Genomic DNA, 23,848 nt, shown 5'->3' on the forward strand with positions numbered 1-23,848 from the left:
CACCTTACCCGATCATAAATGTAAGCTCAGCCTCTACGGCAACCTCGCCATCCACAGATGCCACTGCAGAACCAATGCCTACAGGACCCTTTCTGCGGATGATCTTTGTTTCAAGACGGAGCTTGTCTCCCGGAGCTACCTTTCTGCGGAATTTACACTTGTTGATGCCTCCGAAATAAGCGGTTTTTCCCTTCATGTCCTCCAGGGAAAGAATGGCTACCGCACCCACCTGTGCCAGCGCTTCTACCATCAGAACACCCGGCATTACCGGCTCCTGGGGAAAATGTCCCCGAAAAAAATCCTCGCGGAAGGTCACACATTTATATCCGACAGCAAATTCACCCGGCTCATAATCTTCAATATAGTCCACAAGCAGAAACGGATGTCTGTGTGGAATGATCTCCTCGATCTGTTTTACATCAAGATGCTTCATTCTCTATCCTCCTGAAACAATAATTTTTCTTATTCTCTGATTCTGATCTGAAGGTACTTATCGGATACGGAAAAGCTTCTGACCGTATTCTACCGGCTGTCCGTTCTCCACATAGATCTCTGCGATCTCGCCGTCAAAATCACTTTCGATCTCATTCATCAGCTTCATAGCTTCCACGATTGCAAGAACCTGGCCTTTTTTTACCTTGTCTCCCACCTGAACGTAAGGCGGAAGATCCTGGGACGGTGCAGCATAGAAGGTTCCTACCAGCGGAGATGTTACCAGGCTGCCTGTCTGATCTTCCCCGCTCTGTGGTACGGTTTCCGACTGCTCAGTACCTTTCACTCCCTGTGCTTCTGCCACAGTTTTTCCTGTCACTGTCACTGCCATTTCATCTGTTGAAGCCGGTACCACAGGATCTTTGCCTGCCACCGGTGCTGTATTCACTGCCCTGCGGACTTTTCCACCGGTCATTCCTACTGCCGGAATGTTTTCCACAGTTTCTCCTATAACCCCCTGAATGATCTGTGGCTTTCCATGCTCCATACTTAAGGTCAGATCTGCTGTCTCATATGTAAAGGCAGTAAGCTCTGATGCAGATACGTGATCGATCAGTTCAAGAATCTGGTTAAATTCCATAGCTTCAGTCCTCCTCATACTTCTTTACAAGCAATGTTCCGTTGTGTCCTCCAAATCCAAGGGAATTGCTCATTGCATAACGAACTTCCTGTTTTGCCGGAGCGCCGATCATATAGTTCAGATCAAGCTCCTCCTCTGTTTCTGTTGTTCCCACTGTCTGATGGATAAATCCGTCCAGAATGGATTTTACGCATACGATAAACTCAACAGCTCCTGCTGCGCCAAGAAGATGGCCCACCATGGATTTTGTGGAATTGATCTTTACATCCTTGGCAGCGTCCTTAAACGCAAGCTTGATAGCTCTTGTTTCAAACAGATCATTGTGATGTGTTCCGGTTCCGTGTGCATTGATATAATCTACCTGCGCCGGTGCAACACCTGCTTCCTTCATGGCATTTTCCATAGCACGTGCGGCGCCGCTTCCGTCCTCGGCCGGAGATGTGATATGGAATGCATCTGCAGTTGCACCGTATCCCACAACCTCTGCCAGGATATTGGCATTTCTCTTTTTGGCATGCTCCAATTCTTCCAGAACAACCACACCTGCACCCTCGCCCATTACAAAACCGCCTCTGTCTTTATCAAACGGAATGGATGCACGCAGCGGATCTTCACTTGTACTCAGTGCAGTAAGACTTGCAAAGCCCGCGATACCGATAGGGCAGACAGCTCCCTCTGTACCACCGGCAAGCATTACATCTGCATCACCATACTGAATGGCACGGAAAGCATCTCCGATACAATGTGTTCCTGTCGCACATGCCGTTACCACGTTGGTGCATTTTCCTTTTGCGCCGGTAGCGATAGAAACATTTCCGGCTGCCATATTTGTGATCATCTTCGGAACAAGAAGCGGATCCACTCTTGAAGGACCTTTTTCCATAAGCTTCTTCTCATTGGTCTCGGTAGCCTGAAGACTTCCCACACCGGAGCCGATGATAACGCCTACCATGTACGGATCTTCCTCTTCCATCTTAAGCCCGGAATTTTCCACTGCTTCCAGTGCAGCTGCTACCGCATACTGGGAAAAAGGCTCCATTCTTCTTGCAGTTCTCGGATCCATGCGATCCTTTGCCACAAAATCTTTAAGCTCTGCTGCCAATGTTGCCTTGTATCCGGTCGTATCAAAACGGGTGATCGGTCCGATCCCCACCTTTCCTTCTTTTACTCCGTTCCAGAAGCTTTCCACATCATTTCCGATCGGTGTTACTGCTCCAAGTCCTGTTACTACTACTCGTCTTTTCATCAATCTATCCTCCTGACTCCGGGGAGCCTCCTTTACATTGCCATTCCGCCGTCTACGCGAAGTACCTGTCCTGTGATGTAACGTGCACCGTCTGATGCCAGAAATGCGGCTGCCTTTGCCACGTCTTCTGCTGTTCCCATGCTTCCCATGGGGATAGATGCCGCAATATTTTCTTTTACTTTGTCAGAAAGCACGTCTGTCATGTCTGTTTTGATAAATCCCGGTGCAATGGCGTTGACCGTGATTCCTCTGGATGCCAGCTCCTTTGCAGCGGATTTTGTAAGACCGATGATCCCGGCTTTGGATGCCGCATAATTGGCCTGTCCTGCATTTCCACGAAGTCCTACCACCGATGAAAGGCTGATGATCCGTCCGCTTCTCTGCTTCAGCATCATTCTGGACACATGACGGATGCAGTTGAAGGTTCCTTTCAGATTGATGTCAACAACTCTGGAAAAATCTTCCTCACTCATTTTCATGAGAAGTCCGTCCTTCGTAACTCCGGCATTATTTACCAGAATATCAACACGTCCGTATTTCTCTGCAACGGCTTTAAAAAAAGCTTCACATGCATCAAAATCTGCCACATTGCACTGCAGGATATCTGCCTGGCCACCGGCTGTCTCGATCTCTGCTTTTGTTTCCCGGGCTTTTTCTTCTGAGCCGTTATAATTGATCACTACAAGATTTCCTGCCTTTGCAAGTTCCAGGGCGATGGCTTTCCCGATTCCACGTGCACCGCCTGTTACGACTGCGATTTTTTTCTCTGACATATGAATTCCTTTCTGATGTTATGCGGTCGTCCGTGATCCGCATTTGTTACCTGGCATTTCTGTCTGCTGCCCTATGCCTACTTTACTTTTGATTCTTTATCTGTTTTTCCCAATATTTATACCAGTTCCCGGCAGACCTTCTCTGCATCTTCTACGGTCTGGATGTTATATACTTTTACATTTCTGTCGATCTTTCTCATAAATCCGGCAAGGGTTCTTCCCGGTCCGATCTCAATAAATGTATCTACTCCCTGACGGATCATATTTTCCACACTCTGCTGCCAGCGCACGGAAGAAGAAATCTGTTTTTCCAGAAGTTCTTTTGTTTCCGCCGGATCTTCCACATACTCTGCGGTCACGTTTGTCACATACGGGATTTTAAGTTCATGAAGTGTGACACCCTCCAGAACCTTTCCCAGTTCTTTTCCTGCAGTGGCAAGCATTGCGGAGTGGAACGGTCCGCTGACATTTAACGGGATCACTCTTCTTCCTCCGGCTGCCTTCAGCTTTTCAGAAGCTTCCTCAACTGCTTCCGCAAGGCCTGTGATCACGATCTGGCCGGGACAGTTGTAGTTTGCAATACTTACATCTGCAATGTCTGCAAGCACTTCCTCGATCTTCTCTGTCTCCATTCCCATAACTGCTGCCATGCTTCCCTTACCTGCCGGAACTGCCTGCTCCATAAGGATTCCTCTTTTTCTCACGGTAGTAACAGCATCCTTCAGTTCCATGCCGCCGGCAGCTTCAATAGCGCAGTACTCGCCAAGGCTTAATCCTGCAGTTACATCCGGGTGAAGTCCCATCTCCTCTACCACCTTCTCCATGGCAAGACAGGTGGTGACCAGTGCAGCCTGTGTATATTCAGTCAGGTCAAGCCTGTCATTTTCTTCAAAGCAAAGTGCTTTCATATCCAAATCCAGCCACTTGCCGGCAGAGTCGAAAACATCCTTTGCTGTATCGTATTTCTCATAAAAATCTTTTCCCATTCCGGCCTTCTGTGCACCCTGGCCCGGAAAGATGAATGCTGTTTTTCCCATTTATTATTCCTCCACAAGAAAGCTGTTTTTCTTTACAGTCTCTTTTGTCTCTCTGATCAGTCTTGCCATCAGCTCCTTACAGGTCGGTACATCCTTTACCATACCTGCGATCTGTCCGGACATAACGCTTCCGGTTTTTACATCGCCATCAACAACAGCCTTCCTGAGACCACCAAGTGTCAGCATTTCCAGTTCCTCAAAGGATGCGCCTGCTGCTTCTTTCTCCAGATATTCCTTTGTCATAGGGTTTCTTAAGGTACGGACCGGATGACCTGTGGTACGGCCGGTTACTCTTGTGTCGATATCTCTGGCTTTCAGAAGGAACTGTTTGTAATTCTCATGTACATGACATTCCTCTGTTGCCACAAATCGGGTTCCCATCTGTACGGCTTCTGCACCCAGCATAAAGGCTGCCGCGATCCCACGACCGTCTGCAATTCCACCTGCTGCAATTACCGGGATCTTTACTGCATCCACGACCTGCGGTACCAGCGCCATAGTGGTTGTCTCACCGATATGTCCTCCGGACTCGGTTCCCTCTGCTACCACTGCATCTGCGCCACAGCGCTCCATTCTTCTTGCAAGAGCTACAGATGCAACAACCGGGATCACCTTTACTCCGGCAGCTTTCCATGCTTCCATGTATTTTTCCGGGCTTCCGGCACCGGTTGTTACTACCTTGATGCCTTCTTCTACAACGATCTTCGCAACCTCATCGGCACTCGGACTCATCAGCATGATATTTACACCAAAAGGTTTATCTGTCAGTTTTTTCGCCTCACGGATCTGCTCACGCACCCACTCTGCCGGTGCATTTGCAGCTGCGATCAGTCCCAGGCCGCCTGCCTCGGATACTGCTGCCGCAATGTGATGATCTGCCACCCAGGCCATACCGCCCTGGATGATGGGATATTCAATACCAAGTAATTCTGTAACTCTTGTTTTCATCTTTTACCTCCGGAAAATTAAATCAAGCGGATAAAAGCATCCGCGGTTTATTTGGTTCCACTCTTATTTTCAACATTCCATTAACAGGGGCTTTAATACTCGATCAGGCTTGCTCCATACGTCAGTCCGCCGCCGAAGCCTGCAAGGACCAGTCTGTCACCACGCTGCAGTTTTCCGCTTTTTTTCATCTCATCCAGGAGGATAAGAAGACTTGCGGAAGAAGTATTGCCGTATCTGTCCATATTCATAGGGAACTTGGAAATGTCTTCGCCCAGCCTCCTTGCTGCGGAACAGATGATCCGCTCATTTGCCTGATGGAGAAGATAATAACTGATATCTTCACAGGAAACCTGCTCTCGGGAAAGAAGCTCCTTCACAGCCTCCGGTACCTTGCTCACGGCAAAGCTGAACACTTCCTTTCCGTTCATCTGTATGTAGGTTTCCTTTGCCTTCGGATCATTTTCATAGCGGATCTGATTTCTGCTCTGTAAGGTAAGTGCACCGCCTTTTTTTCCGATGGAATGGGTTACCTGTGCATAGCTTCCACCCTCTTCTGCTCTCAGTACGACTGCTCCTGCACCATCTCCGAAAAGAATGCAGGTGCCGCGATCTGTCCAGTCCGTTAAACCGGACAGCTTTTCCGCACCGATCACAAGGACATTCCTGTATATCCCCTGGGCCAGATATGCCTGCGCAGTGTTCAGTGCCAGAAGAGATCCTGTGCAGGCGCCGTTCAGATCAAAGCAGGTAGCATTTTCCGCTCCGAGCCGCTCCTGCACCCCACATGCCACACAGGGCATGATCTCTGTTGGAGAAATGGTTGCCACAAGGATCAGATCGATCTCTTCTGCCTTCATTTCTGCGTCTTCCAGAGCTCTTAATGCTGCCCCCGCTGCCATCGTCACAGTATCTTCGTCCTCTTTTGCAATATGTCTCTGTACCACACCGGTTCTTTCCCGGATCCACTGATCACTGGTTTCCACCATCTTTGCCAGATCGTTGTTATCCCACACTCTGTCCGGTGCCCAGGAACCGGTTCCGCATATTTTACCTGTCATATTTTTCTCCATGATATCTGTCTTAAATCAGTCTGTATAAATCTGTACTGCTGTTCTCTGAATTATCTTTTATCTTAAAATATTTTGATTATCAAATTATATCATCATAAAAGTATTTGTCAAGAAGGAATTTTTGAGCATCCTTTTATGAAAAAAATAACAGCTGCCCAGGCGTGGAGTATTGGTCTCTCCTCTGTCCTGTGACAGCTGTCTTGTTTTTTTCAGACAAGTATTGTATTTATGGTTATTGCATTTATAGTTATTGCCTTCATAATTTTACTTCATCGCCCACTGTACCAGGCACACCACACCAATCTGCACCAGCAGTATCACCGGTACACCAATTGCAAATCTGGCTTTTCGGGTTTTGTGGTGAAAAAATCTCATGCCAAGGATCGCCCCGACGCTGCCACCGATGACAGCACTTAAGATCAGAGTCTTCTCCGGGATCCGCCATTTATTACGACGTGCTTTCTGCTTGTCAACTCCAAAAAGCACAAAGGCCAGGATATTGACTGCAAGCAGATAATAATATATGTAATCATTCATGATAGCTCTCTCCAGGATCTGTGTCCTGTATTTCGGACAGTAACCGATTTATGTCTTCATTGCAGTTTGATGATCAGCACCGGTATGGGCGGATCATTGGGCCGGTTTGCATATTCCGACAGGATCACCAGATATTTATGAGGATCCAGCTGACGGATAAACACAAGCATCTCATCCCGTTCCTGATATCCCGTATCCCCGCCACTGTAAATGCAAAGTGTCATAAGTCCGCCTTTTTTCAGAAGCTTAAGTCCGCTTTCCACCGCTCTTTTGCTGCTGTCTGCTCTGGTTGCCACCGAATGGTCTCCGCCGGGAAGATATCCCAGATTAAAGGTGATGCAGGACACTGTTTCTGCTTCTGCATAAACATCCATATTCTCATGGGATTCCAGAAGAAGCTGATAATTTTCCGGACAGTTATCTCTTTTCAGGCGCTCCTCCGTATGTTCCAGTGCCTGCTTCTGAATGTCAAAAGCCAGAACCCGTCCCCTTTTTCCTGCAAGCTGGCTTAACAGAGCCGTGTCATTGCCATTTCCCATTGTTGCATCGATACAAATGTCTCCCGGCATGACCTGCTGCCGTATAAAATGCTGCGTGTATGCAGTGATCTGAAGATTTTTCATTTAAAAATCCTTTCAAAATTCTCTTACAGTTCATGATAATACGGACAGATATCCTCATAATGTCCGTCCTTCATACGGAATCCCTTCGGGATCACGCCAAGCTGGATAAATCCAAGTCTCTCATGATGATCTTCTTTATTTAAGCAGCTCCACATTCCGTCCGTCTCTTCGGATCACACCCTCATCCGAGAGATTTTTGATCTCCCGCATCATAGCACTCCGGTCCACACTTAAGTACTGGGCCAGTGCGGTATAGGACATGGGCAGCTTGAATTTCCCGGCATTTTTTTCCGCAGCCAGAGAATGCAGATAGGCTATCAGCTTCTTCCTGGTGGAGGATCGTGAAAGCATGTATATCCGATCTGTCTGCTGCCTGGAACGAAGGGCCGTCATCTGCAGCAGATTACTGACCATCTGGCTGTGATGATGACAGGCATTTTCACAGCGCTTGATCACATGCTCATAATCAATAAACAGCACTTTCGTCACGGTAGTGGCACATACATAATAATGCTGGGAATCTGACGAAAGCAGAAACGGTTCGCCAAATACACTGTCCTTATTCAATTCATCGATGACATACTCATTTCCATCCTCGTCACAGCAGTAGAGAACTGCTCTTCCCTCCTGGATCAGACCGATCTTTTTCATGGAGCTGGAATATTCCATTATGGTTTCTCCATTCTGAAAAACTTTCTCCCGGACTTTGAAGCAGACACGCATCCTTTCCTGTTCTTCGGGCAAAATATCCGTAAATAAAGTGATATGCTCCATAAATTTTCCTCCCACCGGCAAAATAATCTTCCGCATATCTGTACTTTTCTCTCTGCATCCAGGACTATGTAAGAGGACTCTCAAAGCAGATATCCGTATTTTATTTTGCTGCATGTTTCTGATTTTATACCAGCACGAAAAAAATGTAAAGTCTGGAATTTTTTTCTGTTTTGTTGTATTTGCAACAGTTTTTGTTGTCGATTTCTGTTATATTTTTATCAAAGTTAAGAAACAAACAAAACCTGAAGCATATAAATAAATCCACCATAGAAAGAAAAGAGGAATCGCTCATGAAAATCACAGATACCATCAAATATGTAGGCGTTAATGATCATCAGGTTGACCTTTTTGAAGGCCAGTACAAAGTGCCGAACGGCATGTCCTACAACTCCTATGTGATCCTGGACGAAAAAATTGCGGTTATGGATACGGTAGATGCAAATTTTACTCACGAATGGCTTGATAATATCCAGAAAGTTCTGGGTGACCGGAAACCGGATTATCTGATCGTACAGCATATGGAACCGGATCATGCAGCCAACATCGCAAACTTCCTGAAGGCTTATCCGGACACCATCGTTGTTTCCAACAAAAAAGCCTTCGCCATGATGCAGAATTTCTTTGACCTGGATCTGGAAAGTCATCAGATCATCGTAGATAACGGCGGAACCCTTTCCCTTGGAAAACACAATCTGACTTTTGTATTTGCACCGATGGTTCACTGGCCGGAGGTTATGGTCACTTATGACAGCACAGAAAAGGTTCTTTTTTCCGCAGACGGCTTCGGAAAATTCGGTGCCCTGGATGCAGATGAACCATGGGACGATGAGGCAAGAAGATACTATATCGGCATCGTTGGAAAATATGGTGTGCAGGTGCAGAATCTTCTGAAAGTAGCCGCAACTCTGGATATCCAGACCATCTGCCCGCTCCACGGACCGGTTCTTACTGAAGATCTTGGACATTATATCAGTCTCTATGATACCTGGTCTTCCTATACACCGGAGGATGACGGAATCGTGATCGCCTACACTTCCGTTTACGGCCACACAAGAACAGCAGTCGCACAGCTTGCCGATAAATTCCGTGCCAAAGGATGTCCGCGTGTTCTGATCTATGACCTTGCAAGAGATGATATGTCCCAGGCACTGAGCGATGCTTTCCGTTACTCCAAGCTGGTTCTCGCAACCACCACATATAATGCAGGTATCTATCCGTTTATGAACGACTTTATTACCCGTCTGGCAGAGCACAACTTCCAGAACCGCACTGTAGGACTGATTGAAAACGGAAGCTGGGCACCGCTGGCAGCGAAGGTCATGAAAGAAATGCTTTCCAAATGCAAAAAGATCAACTGGCTGAATACCACAGTTAAGATCATGTCTGCAGTAAACGAAGAAAACCGCAGACAGATGGAAGCTATGGCTGATGAGCTCTGCCAGGAATACATTGCAAAAAGCGATGATCTTGCCAACAAAAATGATATGACCGCTCTGTTCCGCATCGGTTACGGCCTCTATGTGGTAACCTCCAACGATGGCAAAAAGGACAACGGTCTGATCGTCAATACCGTTACACAGCTTACCGACAACCCATATCGCGTGGCTGTCAACATCAACAAGGCAAACTACTCTCACCACGTGATTCAGCAGACCGGTATCATGAACGTAAACTGCCTGTCCACAGATGCTCCGTTCTCTGTTTTTGAGCAGTTCGGCTTCCAGTCCGGCAGAAGCACCGATAAATTTGCCGGCCAGAAAGTAAACCACTCCGACAACGGCCTGGTATTCCTGGACAAATATATCAATGCTTTCATGTCCCTGAAGGTAGAAAACTATGTGGATCTCGGCACTCACGGAATGTTCATCTGCAGCGTCACAGAGGCCCGCGTCATGAGCGATCAGGATACCATGACTTACACCTACTACCAGAAACATGTAAAACCAAAGCCACAGACCGAGGGCAAAAAAGGCTGGGTATGTAAAGTCTGCGGATACATCTATGAAGGCGATGAACTTCCTGAAGATATCATCTGCCCGCTGTGCAAGCATGGCGCTGTGGATTTTGAGCCGATCGAAGGATAAGGCAAAAATCTGGATCAGCTGATCTTATCCGGTTACAACTCCCTTGTTTTTACAAATTATAAACCTTATAAACTGCAAAAGACAGGTCTTTGAATGGCCTGTCTTTTTGCGGTATCGTTCTCTTCAATATCTTTTATTTCATCAGTCTGATAACCTGCTCTGCAGTATCTGCCAGATTCTGCTTTGCATTCTCATTTTTCATGGCCTCCTCCAGAGTTACCACTCCACGGAGGATCGGGAAAAAGGCATCGATCCCTGCATCGTTGCAGGCTCTTGCGTCACGCTGTACGGCACCTGCAAAGGCGATCACTTTTTTTCCATATTTCTTTGCAAGCTTTGCAACACCTACCGGCGCTTTTCCCATGGCTGTCTGTCCATCCATGCGTCCCTCACCTGTGATCACAAAATCCGCGTTTTTGATGTAGTCCTCAAGTTTTGTCTCATCCAGCACGATATTGATCCCGGATTCCAGAACTGCATCGGTAAAGGTCAGGAATGCAAATCCCATTCCGCCGGCGGCACCTGTTCCCGGATACTTTGGATCCGCTTTCGGAAAACGCTCCTTTGCAAGCTCTGCGTAGGCACCCAGCCACTGATCCATGTCCTGGATCATTTCCGGTGTAGCACCCTTCTGCGGTCCGTAGATGACACTGCATCCAAGCTCTCCGCAAAGAGGATTTGTGACATCGCAGGCAACACGGAATTTACATTCTGCAAGCTCCGGGATCACATAGGCATCTGTGATCTCTGTGATGTCTTTCAGGCCTCTTGCTCCCGGAAGGACCTGTTTTCCGTCTTTGTCCAGAAATGCATAGCCAAGTGCCTGAAGCATTCCCACACCACCGTCATTGGTGGCGCTTCCGCCGATGCCCACAATAAATCTGCGGCAGCCTTTTTCGATGGCGTCCCTGATCACCTCACCGACACCGTAGGTTGTGGTATAAAGAGGATTTCTTTTTTCGTCCGGTACCTGCGTGATCCCTGCTGCACCGGCCATTTCGATCACTGCAGTCTTTGTGCTTTCGATGATGCCATACTCACAGATCACCGGCTCGCCAAGAGGCCCTGTAACCTTTACATACTCTGTTTTTCCATTCATTCCTGCAACAAGGGCTTCCACGGTCCCCTCTCCACCGTCTGCCAGTGGTCTTACCTGAACTTCTGCGTCCGCATCCACACGATGGATACCTTCAGCGGCTGCAAAGCCTGCCTCCATGGATGTCATACTGCCCTTAAAAGAATCGATCGCTGTTACTACCTTCATTTTATTTTCCTCCTGCATGATCTTTATGTAAACCTGATATCCGTACTCTCCGTTCCATTCAAGCTTGCTTCTGTTTTTTATCATAATAAAATTAAGCATGGATGTATATATTATGTATACTATATTTTTTCTTTATTTTCATATTTTTTTGTTATAAATAACATACTCAAATTGAATTCATAAAACATATATGATATACTGACCAAAAGAAAGCACCCTGTAGATCCTGTATTCTCATTTCGTTTACCTGCATAAATATAAAATCAGGCCTTCCGTAATATAAATACTATCAGTCTTTCCAGGAGGATTCCATGATCACACACATCAGCCACACTCTTGCCCAGCAGATCGTCAACACGATCAAGGACGTCTGCAGCTACGATATCAATTTTATCAACCCGTCCGGCACCATTATCGCCAGTACAAACTCTGCCAGGATCGGAACCTATCATGAGATCGGACGGAAAGCTGCTGTAACCGGTACTACCATCGAGGTGGCTGAATCTGACAATTTTACAGGAACACGCCAGGGTATCAACATGCCTCTTTACCATGAAGACTGTCTTCTGGCTGTGATTGGCATCACCGGTTCCCCGGAAAAGGTACGCAAGTATGCCTTTCTGGCACAGCGTATCACCAGCCTTCTGATCCGTGAGCAGGAGCTTGGCCAGTACAGCCGGCACCAGGCGGACAAAAAGCAGTTTATCATCAGCTCTCTTCTCCATGGGGAGACCCAGAATCCGGAATATCTTCTGAAATGCCTGAGAGAATTTCAGATCGATCCGGATACGCCCAAACGGCTGATATTGATTCATACGTATCCGGCTGCTTCCGGCAGAAATCCTTCCGTAAAGATCGCCCGCAGGATTCCGGAATCCTCAGAAAGTTCTGCTTCCCTGACAGATCCCGAAAATACGACTCTTTCTCCGGAATCCTCTCCGCAGCCAGAAACTCCGGAATCAGACTCTGGCATCGGATCTGTTCTTTCGGAACATCAGATCCAAATTTTTTTCAAAACCGCCGGGATCACCCTGCACACCTTCCGCTATCCCGGAGATTATCTTGCTGTTGCAGATAATTCCAATTTTTCTGCTCTTTCCGCAGTGCTTCGTAATTTTGCCCAAAAGCATGCAGACACTCTGGCCATTGCAGTTGGAAAGCCTGTACCTCTGTATCAGCTTGGACTTTCCCTGAATACTGCGGAAACTACCCTGAGGAGCCTTCACCAGCCCCTTACTGACAATATCTGTACAGAAAATTATGCAGTTTTTGATGATCTCACTCTGGAAATCATTCTCTCTTCTGTGTCTCGGAAAGACCGCGAAGAATTTTTCGTAAAAACTATTTATCGGCTTTCCCCGGATGAAAAGGACCTTCTGCGAACTTATTTTTCCCTGGAAATGTCTCTGGCTGATACCGCAGAGAAGCTTTTTCTCCACAAAAATACTCTTCAATATAAATTAAACCACATTTATAAAAAATGTGGTCTCAATCCCCGGAAATTCCGGGACGCTGTTCTGTTGTATCTGGCATTGGAGCTGGAATGAACCAGTCATTTCACTATCCTTTCACATGAAATCCAAACTCCTCCTCCAGTGGGATCTCCCTCGCTTCAATCCCCTCGATCTCCACAAAGCTCTGCTGAGAAAGGCGCTCTACCATCTCCCGGATTTCTTCTCTGGTTCCCTGTAATTCCATTTCCACACGATCATCCCAGAGATTCCGTACCCAGCCGGTCAGTCCCATGGACTGTGCAATATAATAAGAGCGGTAACGAAAGCCTACTCCCTGTACTCTTCCTGAAAAATAAAAATGTTTCCGAATCTTTTCCATCTGGCACCTCATATTTTCTGTCTTAACTATTCTGTCTCTGTATCTCCACCCGAAAGTCTCCCGCATCTGCCGCAGAAATATCATAACCAGATTATATAATATTTCTTTATAAATTGTAAAGTTATATCCTTCTGCCTATTGGAAACTATAATCATCTACGTTATAATAGTTTTTATCAGAATAAAAAGAAATTTACTTTCTTTTGCAGAAAATATTTTCAACAAAATTTAACATCAGGAGGTAATGATCATGAATGAAAGCATCAAAAACCTGTTAGAACGCAGAAGCATCCGCGCCTACAAAAAAGAACTTGTTCCGAAAGAAACTCTGGATACGATCCTGGAAGCAGGAAAATATTCCCCCAGCGGCATGGGACAGCAGAGCACTCTTATGGTAGTGACACAGGATCCGGAGCTGGTTGCGAGGCTTTCCAAAATGAACGCAGCTGTTATGGGAAGCACCTCAGATCCGTTCTACGGCGCCCCAACTGTGATCATTGTCTTTTCCGACAGCAAAATGGGCACCTGTGTGGAAAACGGAAGTCTTGTGATGGGAAATCTCATGAATGCCGCACATGCTCTCGGCGTGGACTCCTGCTGGATTCACCGTGCAAGAGAAGTTTTTGACTCCGAGGAGGGAAAAGAGCTGAAGAAGCAGTGGGGTGTTCCAGAAGAATATATCGGCGTGGGTCACTGTGTTCTTGGATACCGTGACTGTGAGTATCCAACAGCCAAACCACGTAAGGATGGTTTTGTAATCCGCGTGTGATCGTCTTGCAAATAAGATTTCCACTGCCAAAAATTTTTAATGTAAATAAAAATCTGACAAATTCCTGCATGATACGCATTGCTACGTATCTGAGAATACACAGGAAAACAGCCCTCCGGTATCATAAATACCAGAAGCTTTTCCCTTCTTCTCCGGCAGTGATCTGTCAGATTTTATTTTCTCTTATTTCAGTGCTTTATCCTTATATCTGGAAATCTCCTCCAGATATTTTTTTCCAAGGGCACTGATGTTAACACCCTTTCTGGCAATATAACCGATTGTCATGATCTCATCGGAATCCAGCTTCACAGCACAGTAATCGGAACCATTAAGATCCTCACAGATAATACCGGAGCATAAGGTATATCCATTCAGTCCTACCATCAGGTTCAGCATAGTAGCCCTGTCATCGGCTTTGATCAGCCGTTTGTATTCATAGGTGCTCAAAACCTCCTCCGCAAAATAAAAGGAGTTATTTTTTCCCTGTTCAAAGGACAGACACGGATATTCCTTCAGTTCTTCCAGCGTGATCTTCTCACGCTTCGCCAGAGGATGCCCCTTCCACATGTAAACGTAGATCCGACAATTAAGAAGTTCGTGAAACTCCAGACCATACTCGTGAAACATTTTTGCAAGTACATTATGGTTAAACTCATTTACGTAGAGGATTCCGATCTCACTCTTGAAATTACGGACATCTTCGATGACCTGATGCGTCTTGGTCTCGTGGACCGCAAATTCGTACTCATCCATACCAAACTGCTTTACCAGCTCCACGAAGGCATTGACTGCGAAGGTATAATGCTGCATGGAAACACTGAATTTTTTGCGTGACTGTTCCTTGGAAATATATTTGGCTTCCATCAGTTCGTACTGTTCCACCACCTGCCTTGCATACCCCAGAAATTCTTCGCCTGCAGGAGTTACGGCGATTCCGCGGTTCGTTCTTCGGAATATCTCAACACCGGTTTCTGCTTCCAGCTCCCGGATTGCCGTGGAAAGACTGGGCTGAGAAATATAAAGGCTTTTTGCTGCCTCGTTCATAGATCCGGCTTTTGCAATTGCTATGGTATATCTGAGCTGTGCCAGAGTCATCTTTCTGCCTCCCCGTTTCTTGTTCCGGCTCTCTGTTCCTCTTCAGACAGATCCGGCAACAAGCATCCTTTATCTTTTTATTTAAGGTAGTTCTTATCTACATATCCTTCTTTTCCAAGCTTCGGAACATATACATACCAGTAAGTACTGTCTTTCTTCTCAATGACTTCCACCGTATCTCCGTTATTCAGCTGGGCGATCTCATTGTCCTTGTCATACGCCTTTGCACTGCGCAGAGCCAGATATCCGCTTTCCACTTTAACAGTCATGGATGGAGTTGTCGTACCTGAGCCTCCGGTAAGATAGTTTCTGTCAACATAACCTGTCTTATCCAGCTGCGGAACATATACATACCAGTACTGATCGTTGCTGGTGTCCTTCACCTGAACCGTGTCACCGGTATTCAGCTGTCCGATCTCATTGCTTTCATTATAGGCTGCCTTGTTGCGAAGGGCAAGATAACCAGTTTCTACTTTAACTGTCCACAGACCACTGTTGTAAATATACCGGTTATCCACATATCCGGATTTATCAAGCCCCGGAGCATATACGTACCAGTAAGTAGAATCACTGCTGTCCTTTACAAGAACGGTATCTCCGGTATTCAGGCGTCCGATCTCGTTACTGTCATTGTAAGCTGCGGTACTTCGAAGAGCCAGATAGCCTTTTTTTACCTTTACTGTCCAGGAATCGTTGGAAGCTGTGGCGTTCTCTGCTATCTGGATATAGTTTTTGTCCAGATATCCGGACTTATCCAGTCTTGGCACGTATGCATACCAGTAGGTAGCGTCCTTCCGATTTGTAACTTCCACAAGATCTCCTGTATTCAGCTGTCCGATCTCATTGCCTTTGTCAAAAGCCTTCTCACTTCGAAGAGCCAGGTATCCATCTGTGACTTTGACTTTAAAAGTGGTTCCTGCTGCTGCCCTTGCCTCCCGGATCGTCGCCGGAAAAGCTGCTGCCAGTATAAATGTCAGAAGTACCAGCTTTTTTACTGCCTTTATATTAGACAGAAGAGTTCTTTTTCTCATATTATACGCCTCCTTTTCTTTTTTGGATCTTTCTCTGATCTGCTGCTCTCTCTGTTTTTTATTTACTGAGCAGACCGCACCGGAATTTATGGTAGTATTATATCATATTTTCAGCTGATAGCTGTAAGAATCATATCTCTTATCGTAGTCCAAAATGTTCCTTTCCGTAATGCAGGTATTGACACTTTTAATTAGTAGTGTTATATTACATGTAGAACAGGATAAAAGTAATGCCCCGGGATTTTTCCCGGGGAATTTTATACACATACGTTCAATATATGACAGTCCGGGAGATCTGTCCCCTGAGAGGACAGATCGATCATCCGGGACGCTGCAGACTATAATATAAGGGAAGGTGAATACCATGGCAGTAAAAAAAGATTATTACGATGTTCTGGGCATTGACCGGAACGCAGATGAAAAAACAATAAAAAAAGCCTACCGTAAACTGGCCAAAAAATATCATCCGGATACAAACGCAGGTAATGCAGATGCCGCAGATAGATTTAAAGAAGTAAACGAAGCCTACGATGTCTTAAGTGATCCAAAGAAGAAAAAAATGTATGATCAGTTTGGTCATGCCGCGTTTGAGGCAGGAGCTGATCCTGGCGCCGGTGGATTCGGCGGATTCCAGGGTGGCGGCAATGGCAGCTATCAGGAATTTCATTTTAACGGTGAAAACATGGACGATATTTTTGGTGATATCTTCGGAAATATGTTCCACGGCAGTCACGGCGAAAGCCGCGGTTTCAGCAGTAATGGCACATATGAGCATTTCACCGGTAACGGTGGCGGCTTTCACAGTGGATTTGGCGGAAGTGGCTTTCACAGCGGCAACGGCTTCGGCGGATTCCATCAGCAGGATTTTCCGCAAAAAGGCTCTGATGTGAAGGCCAGCATCAACGTTACCTTTAATGAGGCAGCTTTTGGTGCTGATAAAAGAATTTCTCTGTCCGGTCCGGACGGAAGCTCCGGTGCACCGCAGACACTTCAGATTCATATTCCGGCAGGTATTGATACCGGCAAGAGTATCCGTCTGAAAGGAAAAGGCATGCCCGGAACCGGCGGCGGCGAGCCTGGTGACCTTCTTCTGAAGGTTACCGTAGGAACACGTCCTGGCTATGAACGAAAAGGATCGGATGTTTATACCACCATTTCTATTCCTTACACAACCGCTGTTTTCGGCGGTGAAGCCACCGTTCCTACCCTTTACGGAAATGTTATCTGTAAGATCAGGGAAGGTATGCAGTCCGGTTCCAAGATCCGCTTGAGAGGAAAAGGCATTGTTTCCATGAAGAACCCTTCCGTCCGCGGTGATCAGTATGTAACCATTCAGATTCAGGTTCCTCAAAATCTGAATTATTCCGCAAAAGAGAAACTCCATGAATATGCAAAGGCCTGTGGACTGGAACGGAGTAATGCCACCGGATCACATGTAGCATAAAAGTTAAAATAAAAGAGTATCACAAAGCTCATCACTATCAATGAGTTCCTGTGATACTCTTTTTTGATTTTAAAGTAAGATCTGATATAGCTTATGACAGCGTCATATCTCCATCTTTCACCCATCCGAGCTTACGTACAAACATATTGATCAACGGGCAGAGAACTGCCGGGAGAATAAAAGAGATCAGAAAAAGTCCTGCCCAGTCCATAGCTGTAACAGCTGTCTTGGTTCCTTCTGCAATATCATTCATCCATCCTGTATACACACCGATCTGACCTACAAAACCGCAGGTACCCATTCCTGAGGATACAGCAGTTCCGTTCATCTGAAGCCTGAACAAGCAGGTTGCAATAGGTCCTGTGATAGCAGATGTTACGATCGGAGCGATCCAGATCCTTGGATTTCTGACAATATTACCCATCTGGAGCATGGAAGTTCCAATTCCCTGAGAGACAAGACCACCCCATTTGTTTTCCCTAAAGGACATAACCGCAAAACCTACCATCTGCGCACAGCAGCCCGCTACTGCAGCGCCGCCTGCCAGTCCGGTAAGTCCCAGAGCCGCGCAGATCGCAGCAGAAGAGATCGGCAGCGTCAGTGCGATTCCAACAAATACAGAAACCAGGATGCCCATAAAGAATGGCTGCAGATCTGTTGCCCACATGATCACGCTTCCTACCTTCATAGCAGCTTTTCCAAGGGCCGGTGCCCACCATGCGGAAAGACCTACGCCCACACCGATGGTTACAAGAGGCGTTACAAGGATATCGATCTTCGTCTCCTTGGAAACTGCCTTACCGATCTCAGCTGCAACAATGGCAACAAACAGTACAGCCAGAGGACCGCCTGCTCCGCCAAGTGCGTTGGAGGCAAATCCAACGGTGATCAGCGAAAACAATACCAGCGGCGGACAATGCAAGGCGTAACCGATGGCTACTGCCATGGCAGGGCCGCTCATGGCAGATGCCAGAGAACCTACTGTGTACTGGGTATCATTGACTGTGGCAACTGCCATAGTCAGAAACGGAATGTGAAACTGTGTGCCAATGGTGTTGATGATCGTACCGATCAGCAGGGAACAGAAAAGTCCCTGTGCCATAGCTCCCAGTGCATCGATACCATATCTCTTCAGAGAGATCTCAATATCCTTCCGTTTCAGAAATGCTTTGAATTTTTCCATTTTTAAACTCTCTCCTTACCCTGATCCGCTTCCTGCCGGATCAGTTCCTTTATTTGCAAAAAGCCTCGCTTACTTTCTCAAGTTCCTCGCGGATGGAAATATGCTGCGGACATACTTCCTCACACTGTCCGCATTTTACACATTCATCTGCACGCTTTCTGCCATGACTGACTACCAGCCAGTCTTCCTGATGCGCTGCGGCGGCTTTATTTCCGTACAATGTCAGATAATTCATTGCTGTAAAAGAACCGGAAATTCCGATTTCCATCGGACAGACCTTTGCGCAGTAGTTACAGGTTGTGCATGGGATCAAAGGAATTTTGCTCATAGCCTCTCTTGCCTTATCAAGAGTCTCCTTCTCACTGTCAGTAAGGCCGTTGAAATCCTTCATAAAAGAAAGGTTATCCTCCATCTGCACAACATTGCTCATTCCGGAAAGTACGGTAATCACGCCTTCCAGATTTGCCGCAAAACGGATCGCCCAGGATGCTGTGGATGCTTCCGGCTCTGCTGCCTTCAGAAGCTTTTCCACTGATTCCGGCGGAGTTGCAAGCATGCCGCCTTTTACAGGTTCCATGATAATGACCGGTTTTCCATGTTTCCTGGCTACCTCGTAGCAGGCTCTTGACTGGATCGCCGGATTTTCCCAGTCTGCGTAATTGATCTGCAGCTGTACAAATTCCATTTCCGGATGTGCAGTGAGAAGTGCATCCAGCTCCTCCGGTGTGGAGTGGAACGAAAATCCTGCATGTCTGATCAGACCGGCTTCCTTCTGTTCACGGATCCAGTCCCATAAACCGTACTCATCAAAATATTTTGTTCTGTGCTCTCCAAGATTGTGGAGAAGATAAAAGTCGAAATATCCTGCCTTTGTTCTCTCCAGAGATGTTTTAAACTGTGCAAGAGCTTCATCTCTTGTCTTGCAGTTGATCCAGGCTGCCATCTTGGTGGCTAGCTGATATTTTTCTCTCGGATAACGCTCTACCAGCGCTTCGCGGATAGCATCTTCGCTTCCTGCATAAGCCCATGCTGTATCAAAATATGTAAATCCGGCTTCCATAAATTTGTCCACCATGACTTTGGTCTGCTCCACATCGATCACACCTTCTGATTTCTGCGGAAGTCTCATAAGGCCAAAACCAAGTTTTTTGATCTCTTCGCCTAAATATGCCATATTTTTCTCTCCCTTCTTATTCCATTCCGGAAAATTTCCCATATTATTATATCATCTGCTATATCGTCTGGTAAACAATGTTCCAGACATTGATATTTCCCGGACAGTTATATTTTACTACAGGAAAAAAACTGCGTTTCTCCTATTATAATGGTATTTTCTTCAGCAGTAAACCTTTTTCTTTTACAAGTGTCAAGACAGTGGCGCTCTTGTTGCTGTAAACAAAAAAGCAGCTGCCGCTCTTTTCTAACACGACAACTGCCTTTCGTTTTACTGCTTCTGCATCTGTTTATTCTCTTTTCCATAAAGAAACGGCCTTGCCACCGTCCGGTTGAAAAACTCGATCAGCGGTCCCATAAAAAATGCAGTGACAAGAGTTCCCACTCCTACAACCGCACCCATAAAAAATCCCGCCGCAGTTGTGAGCACATCGGTCCCAATCCTGCACATCCGGAAAGGAATCCGGGTTCTTTTATCTAAGATCAGCGCATAGGCATCATAGGCGGAAACACCCATATCTGCAGTAAAATACAACGCTGACGCAAAACACATCATCACAACGGCAATGCACATCAGAAGAACTCTTACCCCAAAAGTTCTCTCCGGCAGATATTTGTCAAAAAGCTGCATTCCTTTTTCCACGATGATCCCCATAAAAAACAGGTTCAGCACAGTTCCCAGCCCGATAAAATGCCGATCCAGAAAAAATACTCCCAGCAGCATCAACGCATTGATGATGATATAAACATAACTGTACTTTATTCCTGCAAGATTCCATACTCCCATAACAAAACAAGAATTGGGATCTGTTCCAAAATCCGATGCCTTAAAAATGGCCACACTAACCCCGGCCAGAAAAATCCCGACAAAAGTCATAAAGATTCTTTTTACTGTTAATGAATTCATTTTTATTCTTTACACCTCTGATCAAATATTTTACACTGATGGTATCGAACTTCAGGAATGCTGTCAAAGCAGAAAATGCTGATCTGCTTTCAGCCCCGAAATATGTAAAAGTTACATCATATTATGTGGAAAGGCATGATAATCATGGAAGATAAGCAGGTCATGAACCGGAAAACTTCATCAAAAGAACTTCATCTGATTTCCTGCGGCTGGGAAAAATGTACGCCGGATCAGTCCTACGGCCCAGGGGTGCGCCGCTATTATACCGTACATTTTGTTCTGAAAGGACAGGGCTATTTCTACATCAATAACCGGAAATATACCCTGAAAGCCGGACAGTGCTTCTTTATCCCGCCAGTTGTCAGCACGCTTTATAAAGCGGAGCCTTCTGATCCCTGGACCTATACCTGGATCTGTTTTAACGGTGAAAATGCTGCCGCACTTTCCGAACACTGTCATCTCACCCTGGAAAATCCGGTTCAGCAGCTTACTTCTGTAATTCCCTATGCGGAAACGATCTGTGAAATGATGACCCATCCCCAGCTGACACCTTCCAACGAAGCTTATATCCAGAGCAGTCTTTACCGAATCATCGCCATGCTGGAGGAAGAATTTCATGCTTCCTACACCACCATGGAAGCCAACGATAATTTTTACATTACCCAGGCTGTGGATTACATCAAAAAAAGTCCGTTTCTGGATATCACAGTGACAGATGTCGCAGACTACCTCCACATCAGCCGCAGCCACCTTTACGGACTTTTCAAAAAACATCTGGGTACTACTCCTCAGGCCTTTCTGACTTCAGCCAAGATCATCAATGCCAGGGAGCTTCTGACGATCACAGATATCCCCATTGCCAATATCGCAACTTCCTGCGGTTATCAGAATCCCTTTGCCTTCTCCCGTGCCTTCAAAAAAGAAACCGGCATGACGCCACGGGAATACCGGGAAAAATATCATCATGCCGAGAATCTTCTGGATTGCTGAACCACTTTTCCTGATTTACGGAACAACTACCTTGGCATTGTAGTATTCCACCGCAGCATCCATAGTCGGACCTTCGTTGTCAAACCAGTCATAAGTGATGGTTTCGCCGCTTTCTCCCCATACCTCCGGGCAGTCGATTTCTTCCCAGTCAAGCGGAACGAAGTGTTCTTTCTGTTCTGATGCACGCAGCATGATCTGATGCAGCTCCTCAAATTCCTCCGGGTTTAAAACTCCGGGTTTTGCGGATACAAACAGTGGTGTACCGCTCTTTGCAAGAACGTCTGCCCACTGACGATTTTTCTCCCATGGGATCATTCCGAAAATACCGACACAGTCTGCATCAATATGGTAAAACGTATTGTGCTGCGGAAGACGGAATGCCAGCGTATTTACGCCCATTCGTCTGGTACGCTCCCAGATACGTCCGCTGGTATCGTCACCGGTCCGGTTCAGATGCATCAGGCCTGCGCCGAGATGTCCGATGGTATTGCAGCCGATGATCACTGCGTTATTGCTCCGGGAAGCATCATAAATCTCCTGATAAAGCATTTTTACGATTTCTGCGCTGGTTTTGGTCTGATCATAAAAGTGCCATTTCTCCATGGAATTGTCTCTTAAATTCGCCTCAAATCCCCATTTCCCAAAGAGATCAAAGGTAGAAAAATCATGCTTGATCAGCGTGTATCCCCAATCACAGATCCTCTCGATATCTTTACGGATATATGCCAGTGCATCCGGGTGGGACGGATCGAGACAGTCATTATAGGAAATTCTCCACTCATCCGGGATATTCTCATCTTCATTAAGAAGCAGACGGACCCAGATACCCGGGCGGACACCTTTTTTCTCCAGCTTGTCTGCAAGACCTTTCATATCCGGAAATCTGGCATTGCCTTTTGTCCATGGTCCACCGTTGTATTCATCCAGGCGATGATGCTCCTGCCAACAGTCATCAATGACCATGAACGGAGAATTTTTTACACCTTCAGTCAGTTTCAGGATATAATCGGTATCACTTAAGATCTCCTCTTCGGAGCTGTCACCGTAAGCATAGTACCAGTTATTGCTTCCATACACCGGAAACTCCGGGAAGATCGGATCTGTACACATTTTTTCACAGAATTTCTGTGCAGTTTCAAAAGTATCTGCTCCCTCTGCTTCCATGCAGACGATCTGTGCGGCACACAGTTTTCTTCCTTTCAGCTGTACTCCTGTATTTCCGCAGCGAACATCCAGAAACAAAGTAATTCCTTTGGTATCCACCTGCCAGTAGCACATAGCAGAGGGACGGACCTTTACGCCAAAGCAGAGAACCTTCTCAGAAAGCTTCGCCAGAAAATACCATGGCAGATAACGGTTTCCGCTCATTCCATGCCATTCCACATCACCATAGGTACGTTCCCAGGCATCTCCCAGAAATCTGGCTGATTTCGGGATCTTATAGTTCCATCTCAACTTCACGCATCTCACTGTATCCTCGGATGTGACAAGTATATCTTCATGTTCACCTGCGTCCTGGAATTCCACAGTAGTTGCACCGGCAGCTACTGTCGTCTGCCCTCCCTGGCACACAAGTCTCTCCTCTTCTGTTTCCACTGTTACATAATCCGGTACCCCAAGCTTAAAATCTGCATATTTTTTCTGCATTATTCTCTCCTCCTGTACTTTTTTATTTACATTTTGCTTTACCTGCATACTCATGAATACTGTCTTTCTATCGTCTGTTCAACTCAGAAGAATGTACGAAAAATTTTTTTAATACATTTTGTCTATATGCCTTATTATATTGATTTTTTTGTTTTTTTCTATGCTTTAAAGTTATTATAACATTGCAGAATGTTCAATCTGCATAAGCTTTTCAGTCCTTGTCCGATCCGTTTTTTAATATAAGAACGTAAGGGCGGAAGTTAGTTTTTCATTTTACGGAACACAAATTCTGGTTGAATGAAAAAGTAACTTCCACCATGTGCTAGTACTGATAAGTAAAGGGATTTCT

General features: G+C 46.1%; 23 protein-coding genes and 1 pseudogene. 5 read left to right on the top strand and 19 right to left on the bottom strand.

Annotation, left to right across the window (positions count from 1 at the left end; all coding sequences use genetic code 11):
- Positions 1 to 4: 4 nt before the first annotated feature.
- The 11 genes and pseudogenes from fabZ to DWX61_RS14805 all read right to left on the bottom strand — a co-directional run bounded on the left by fabZ (position 5) and on the right by DWX61_RS14805 (position 8,080).
- A complete protein-coding gene (gene fabZ / locus DWX61_RS14755; RefSeq protein WP_015525544.1) occupies positions 5 to 433 on the bottom strand; it encodes a 3-hydroxyacyl-ACP dehydratase FabZ in 429 nt (142 codons plus the stop codon).
- Positions 434 to 490: 57 nt separating this feature from the next.
- A complete protein-coding gene (gene accB, locus DWX61_RS14760; protein WP_118368501.1) occupies positions 491 to 1,072 on the bottom strand; it encodes an acetyl-CoA carboxylase biotin carboxyl carrier protein in 582 nt (193 codons plus the stop codon).
- A gap of 4 nt (positions 1,073 to 1,076) precedes the next feature.
- A complete protein-coding gene (fabF, locus tag DWX61_RS14765) occupies positions 1,077 to 2,318 on the bottom strand; it encodes a beta-ketoacyl-ACP synthase II (RefSeq protein ID WP_015525541.1) in 1,242 nt (413 codons plus the stop codon).
- A gap of 32 nt (positions 2,319 to 2,350) precedes the next feature.
- Positions 2,351 to 3,091 carry a 3-oxoacyl-[acyl-carrier-protein] reductase gene (fabG, locus tag DWX61_RS14770; RefSeq protein WP_118514116.1) on the bottom strand — a complete coding sequence of 247 codons (741 nt, stop codon included), beginning with the start codon at positions 3,089 to 3,091 and terminating at the stop codon, positions 2,351 to 2,353.
- Between the two features lie 116 nt (positions 3,092 to 3,207).
- On the bottom strand, positions 3,208 to 4,128 hold the full coding sequence (fabD, locus tag DWX61_RS14775) for an ACP S-malonyltransferase (RefSeq protein ID WP_118626064.1): 921 nt from the start codon (positions 4,126 to 4,128) through the stop codon (positions 3,208 to 3,210).
- 3 nt (positions 4,129 to 4,131) lie between these two features.
- Entirely contained in the window at positions 4,132 to 5,076 is a 945-nt protein-coding gene (fabK, locus tag DWX61_RS14780; protein ID WP_110102723.1) for an enoyl-[acyl-carrier-protein] reductase FabK, read from the bottom strand.
- 92 nt (positions 5,077 to 5,168) lie between these two features.
- A complete protein-coding gene (locus DWX61_RS14785; protein WP_118626066.1) occupies positions 5,169 to 6,134 on the bottom strand; it encodes a beta-ketoacyl-ACP synthase III in 966 nt (321 codons plus the stop codon).
- Between the two features lie 276 nt (positions 6,135 to 6,410).
- Positions 6,411 to 6,683, bottom strand: a complete 273-nt coding sequence (locus DWX61_RS14790) for a DUF1294 domain-containing protein (protein WP_022427174.1) — start codon at positions 6,681 to 6,683, stop codon at positions 6,411 to 6,413.
- Between the two features lie 56 nt (positions 6,684 to 6,739).
- On the bottom strand, positions 6,740 to 7,306 hold the full coding sequence (gene mnmM / locus DWX61_RS14795) for a tRNA 5-(aminomethyl)-2-thiouridylate-methyltransferase MnmM (protein ID WP_110102720.1): 567 nt from the start codon (positions 7,304 to 7,306) through the stop codon (positions 6,740 to 6,742).
- A 23-nt stretch (positions 7,307 to 7,329) separates the two neighbouring features.
- Positions 7,330 to 7,431: pseudogene (locus DWX61_RS14800) on the bottom strand (GNAT family N-acetyltransferase); the annotation flags it as partial.
- A gap of 10 nt (positions 7,432 to 7,441) precedes the next feature.
- On the bottom strand, positions 7,442 to 8,080 hold the full coding sequence (locus tag DWX61_RS14805) for a Crp/Fnr family transcriptional regulator (protein WP_182434015.1): 639 nt from the start codon (positions 8,078 to 8,080) through the stop codon (positions 7,442 to 7,444).
- Positions 8,081 to 8,370: 290 nt separating this feature from the next.
- On the opposite strand from DWX61_RS14805, the gene DWX61_RS14810 reads away from it, so the two are divergent.
- Positions 8,371 to 10,164 (top strand): flavin reductase, encoded by a 1,794-nt coding sequence (locus DWX61_RS14810; RefSeq protein WP_118626070.1) that lies wholly within the window; start codon positions 8,371 to 8,373, stop codon positions 10,162 to 10,164.
- Positions 10,165 to 10,297: 133 nt separating this feature from the next.
- Here DWX61_RS14810 and DWX61_RS14815 read toward each other — a convergent pair whose 3' ends face one another.
- Positions 10,298 to 11,428 (bottom strand): glycerate kinase family protein, encoded by a 1,131-nt coding sequence (locus DWX61_RS14815; protein WP_118626098.1) that lies wholly within the window; start codon positions 11,426 to 11,428, stop codon positions 10,298 to 10,300.
- 311 nt (positions 11,429 to 11,739) lie between these two features.
- Between DWX61_RS14815 and DWX61_RS14820 the strand changes: the two genes are divergently transcribed.
- The gene (locus tag DWX61_RS14820; RefSeq protein ID WP_118626072.1) at positions 11,740 to 12,975 is read left to right on the top strand and encodes a CdaR family transcriptional regulator; all 1,236 of its coding nucleotides are present in this window, start codon (positions 11,740 to 11,742) and stop codon (positions 12,973 to 12,975) included.
- A gap of 13 nt (positions 12,976 to 12,988) precedes the next feature.
- Here DWX61_RS14820 and DWX61_RS14825 read toward each other — a convergent pair whose 3' ends face one another.
- Entirely contained in the window at positions 12,989 to 13,261 is a 273-nt protein-coding gene (locus DWX61_RS14825; RefSeq protein WP_118607875.1) for an acylphosphatase, read from the bottom strand.
- Between the two features lie 249 nt (positions 13,262 to 13,510).
- On the opposite strand from DWX61_RS14825, the gene DWX61_RS14830 reads away from it, so the two are divergent.
- Positions 13,511 to 14,029, top strand: a complete 519-nt coding sequence (locus DWX61_RS14830; RefSeq protein ID WP_118514133.1) for a nitroreductase family protein — start codon at positions 13,511 to 13,513, stop codon at positions 14,027 to 14,029.
- Between the two features lie 183 nt (positions 14,030 to 14,212).
- On the opposite strand, the gene DWX61_RS14835 is transcribed toward DWX61_RS14830, so the two are convergent.
- Positions 14,213 to 15,124 (bottom strand): LysR family transcriptional regulator, encoded by a 912-nt coding sequence (locus DWX61_RS14835; protein ID WP_118626074.1) that lies wholly within the window; start codon positions 15,122 to 15,124, stop codon positions 14,213 to 14,215.
- A 77-nt stretch (positions 15,125 to 15,201) separates the two neighbouring features.
- Positions 15,202 to 16,155: an SH3 domain-containing protein gene (locus tag DWX61_RS14840; protein ID WP_270427332.1), complete on the bottom strand. Its 954-nt coding sequence runs from the start codon at positions 16,153 to 16,155 to the stop codon at positions 15,202 to 15,204.
- Positions 16,156 to 16,519: 364 nt separating this feature from the next.
- Here DWX61_RS14840 and DWX61_RS14845 point away from each other — a divergent pair, with 364 nt between their 5' ends.
- A complete protein-coding gene (locus DWX61_RS14845; RefSeq protein WP_118626076.1) occupies positions 16,520 to 17,599 on the top strand; it encodes a DnaJ C-terminal domain-containing protein in 1,080 nt (359 codons plus the stop codon).
- A gap of 91 nt (positions 17,600 to 17,690) precedes the next feature.
- Here the strand turns inward: DWX61_RS14845 and DWX61_RS14850 are convergent, their stop codons facing one another.
- From DWX61_RS14850 to DWX61_RS14860, 3 genes are all read right to left on the bottom strand, one after another.
- A complete protein-coding gene (locus tag DWX61_RS14850) occupies positions 17,691 to 18,782 on the bottom strand; it encodes a PTS sugar transporter subunit IIC (RefSeq protein WP_015525523.1) in 1,092 nt (363 codons plus the stop codon).
- 49 nt (positions 18,783 to 18,831) lie between these two features.
- On the bottom strand, positions 18,832 to 19,956 hold the full coding sequence (locus DWX61_RS14855) for an aldo/keto reductase (protein WP_118626100.1): 1,125 nt from the start codon (positions 19,954 to 19,956) through the stop codon (positions 18,832 to 18,834).
- Between the two features lie 270 nt (positions 19,957 to 20,226).
- Positions 20,227 to 20,862 (bottom strand): YczE/YyaS/YitT family protein, encoded by a 636-nt coding sequence (locus DWX61_RS14860; protein WP_147419225.1) that lies wholly within the window; start codon positions 20,860 to 20,862, stop codon positions 20,227 to 20,229.
- Positions 20,863 to 20,997: 135 nt separating this feature from the next.
- Here DWX61_RS14860 and DWX61_RS14865 point away from each other — a divergent pair, with 135 nt between their 5' ends.
- Positions 20,998 to 21,852: an AraC family transcriptional regulator gene (locus DWX61_RS14865; protein WP_286188084.1), complete on the top strand. Its 855-nt coding sequence runs from the start codon at positions 20,998 to 21,000 to the stop codon at positions 21,850 to 21,852.
- Between the two features lie 15 nt (positions 21,853 to 21,867).
- Here the strand turns inward: DWX61_RS14865 and DWX61_RS14870 are convergent, their stop codons facing one another.
- Complete coding sequence (locus tag DWX61_RS14870) at positions 21,868 to 23,499, bottom strand: glycoside hydrolase family 36 protein (RefSeq protein WP_244791685.1); 1,632 nt, start codon at positions 23,497 to 23,499, stop codon at positions 21,868 to 21,870.
- Between the last annotated feature and the right edge of the window lie 349 nt (positions 23,500 to 23,848).

This window comes from Ruminococcus sp. AF20-12LB, from assembly GCF_003478985.1.
Lineage (GTDB): Bacteria > Bacillota > Clostridia > Lachnospirales > Lachnospiraceae > Blautia_A.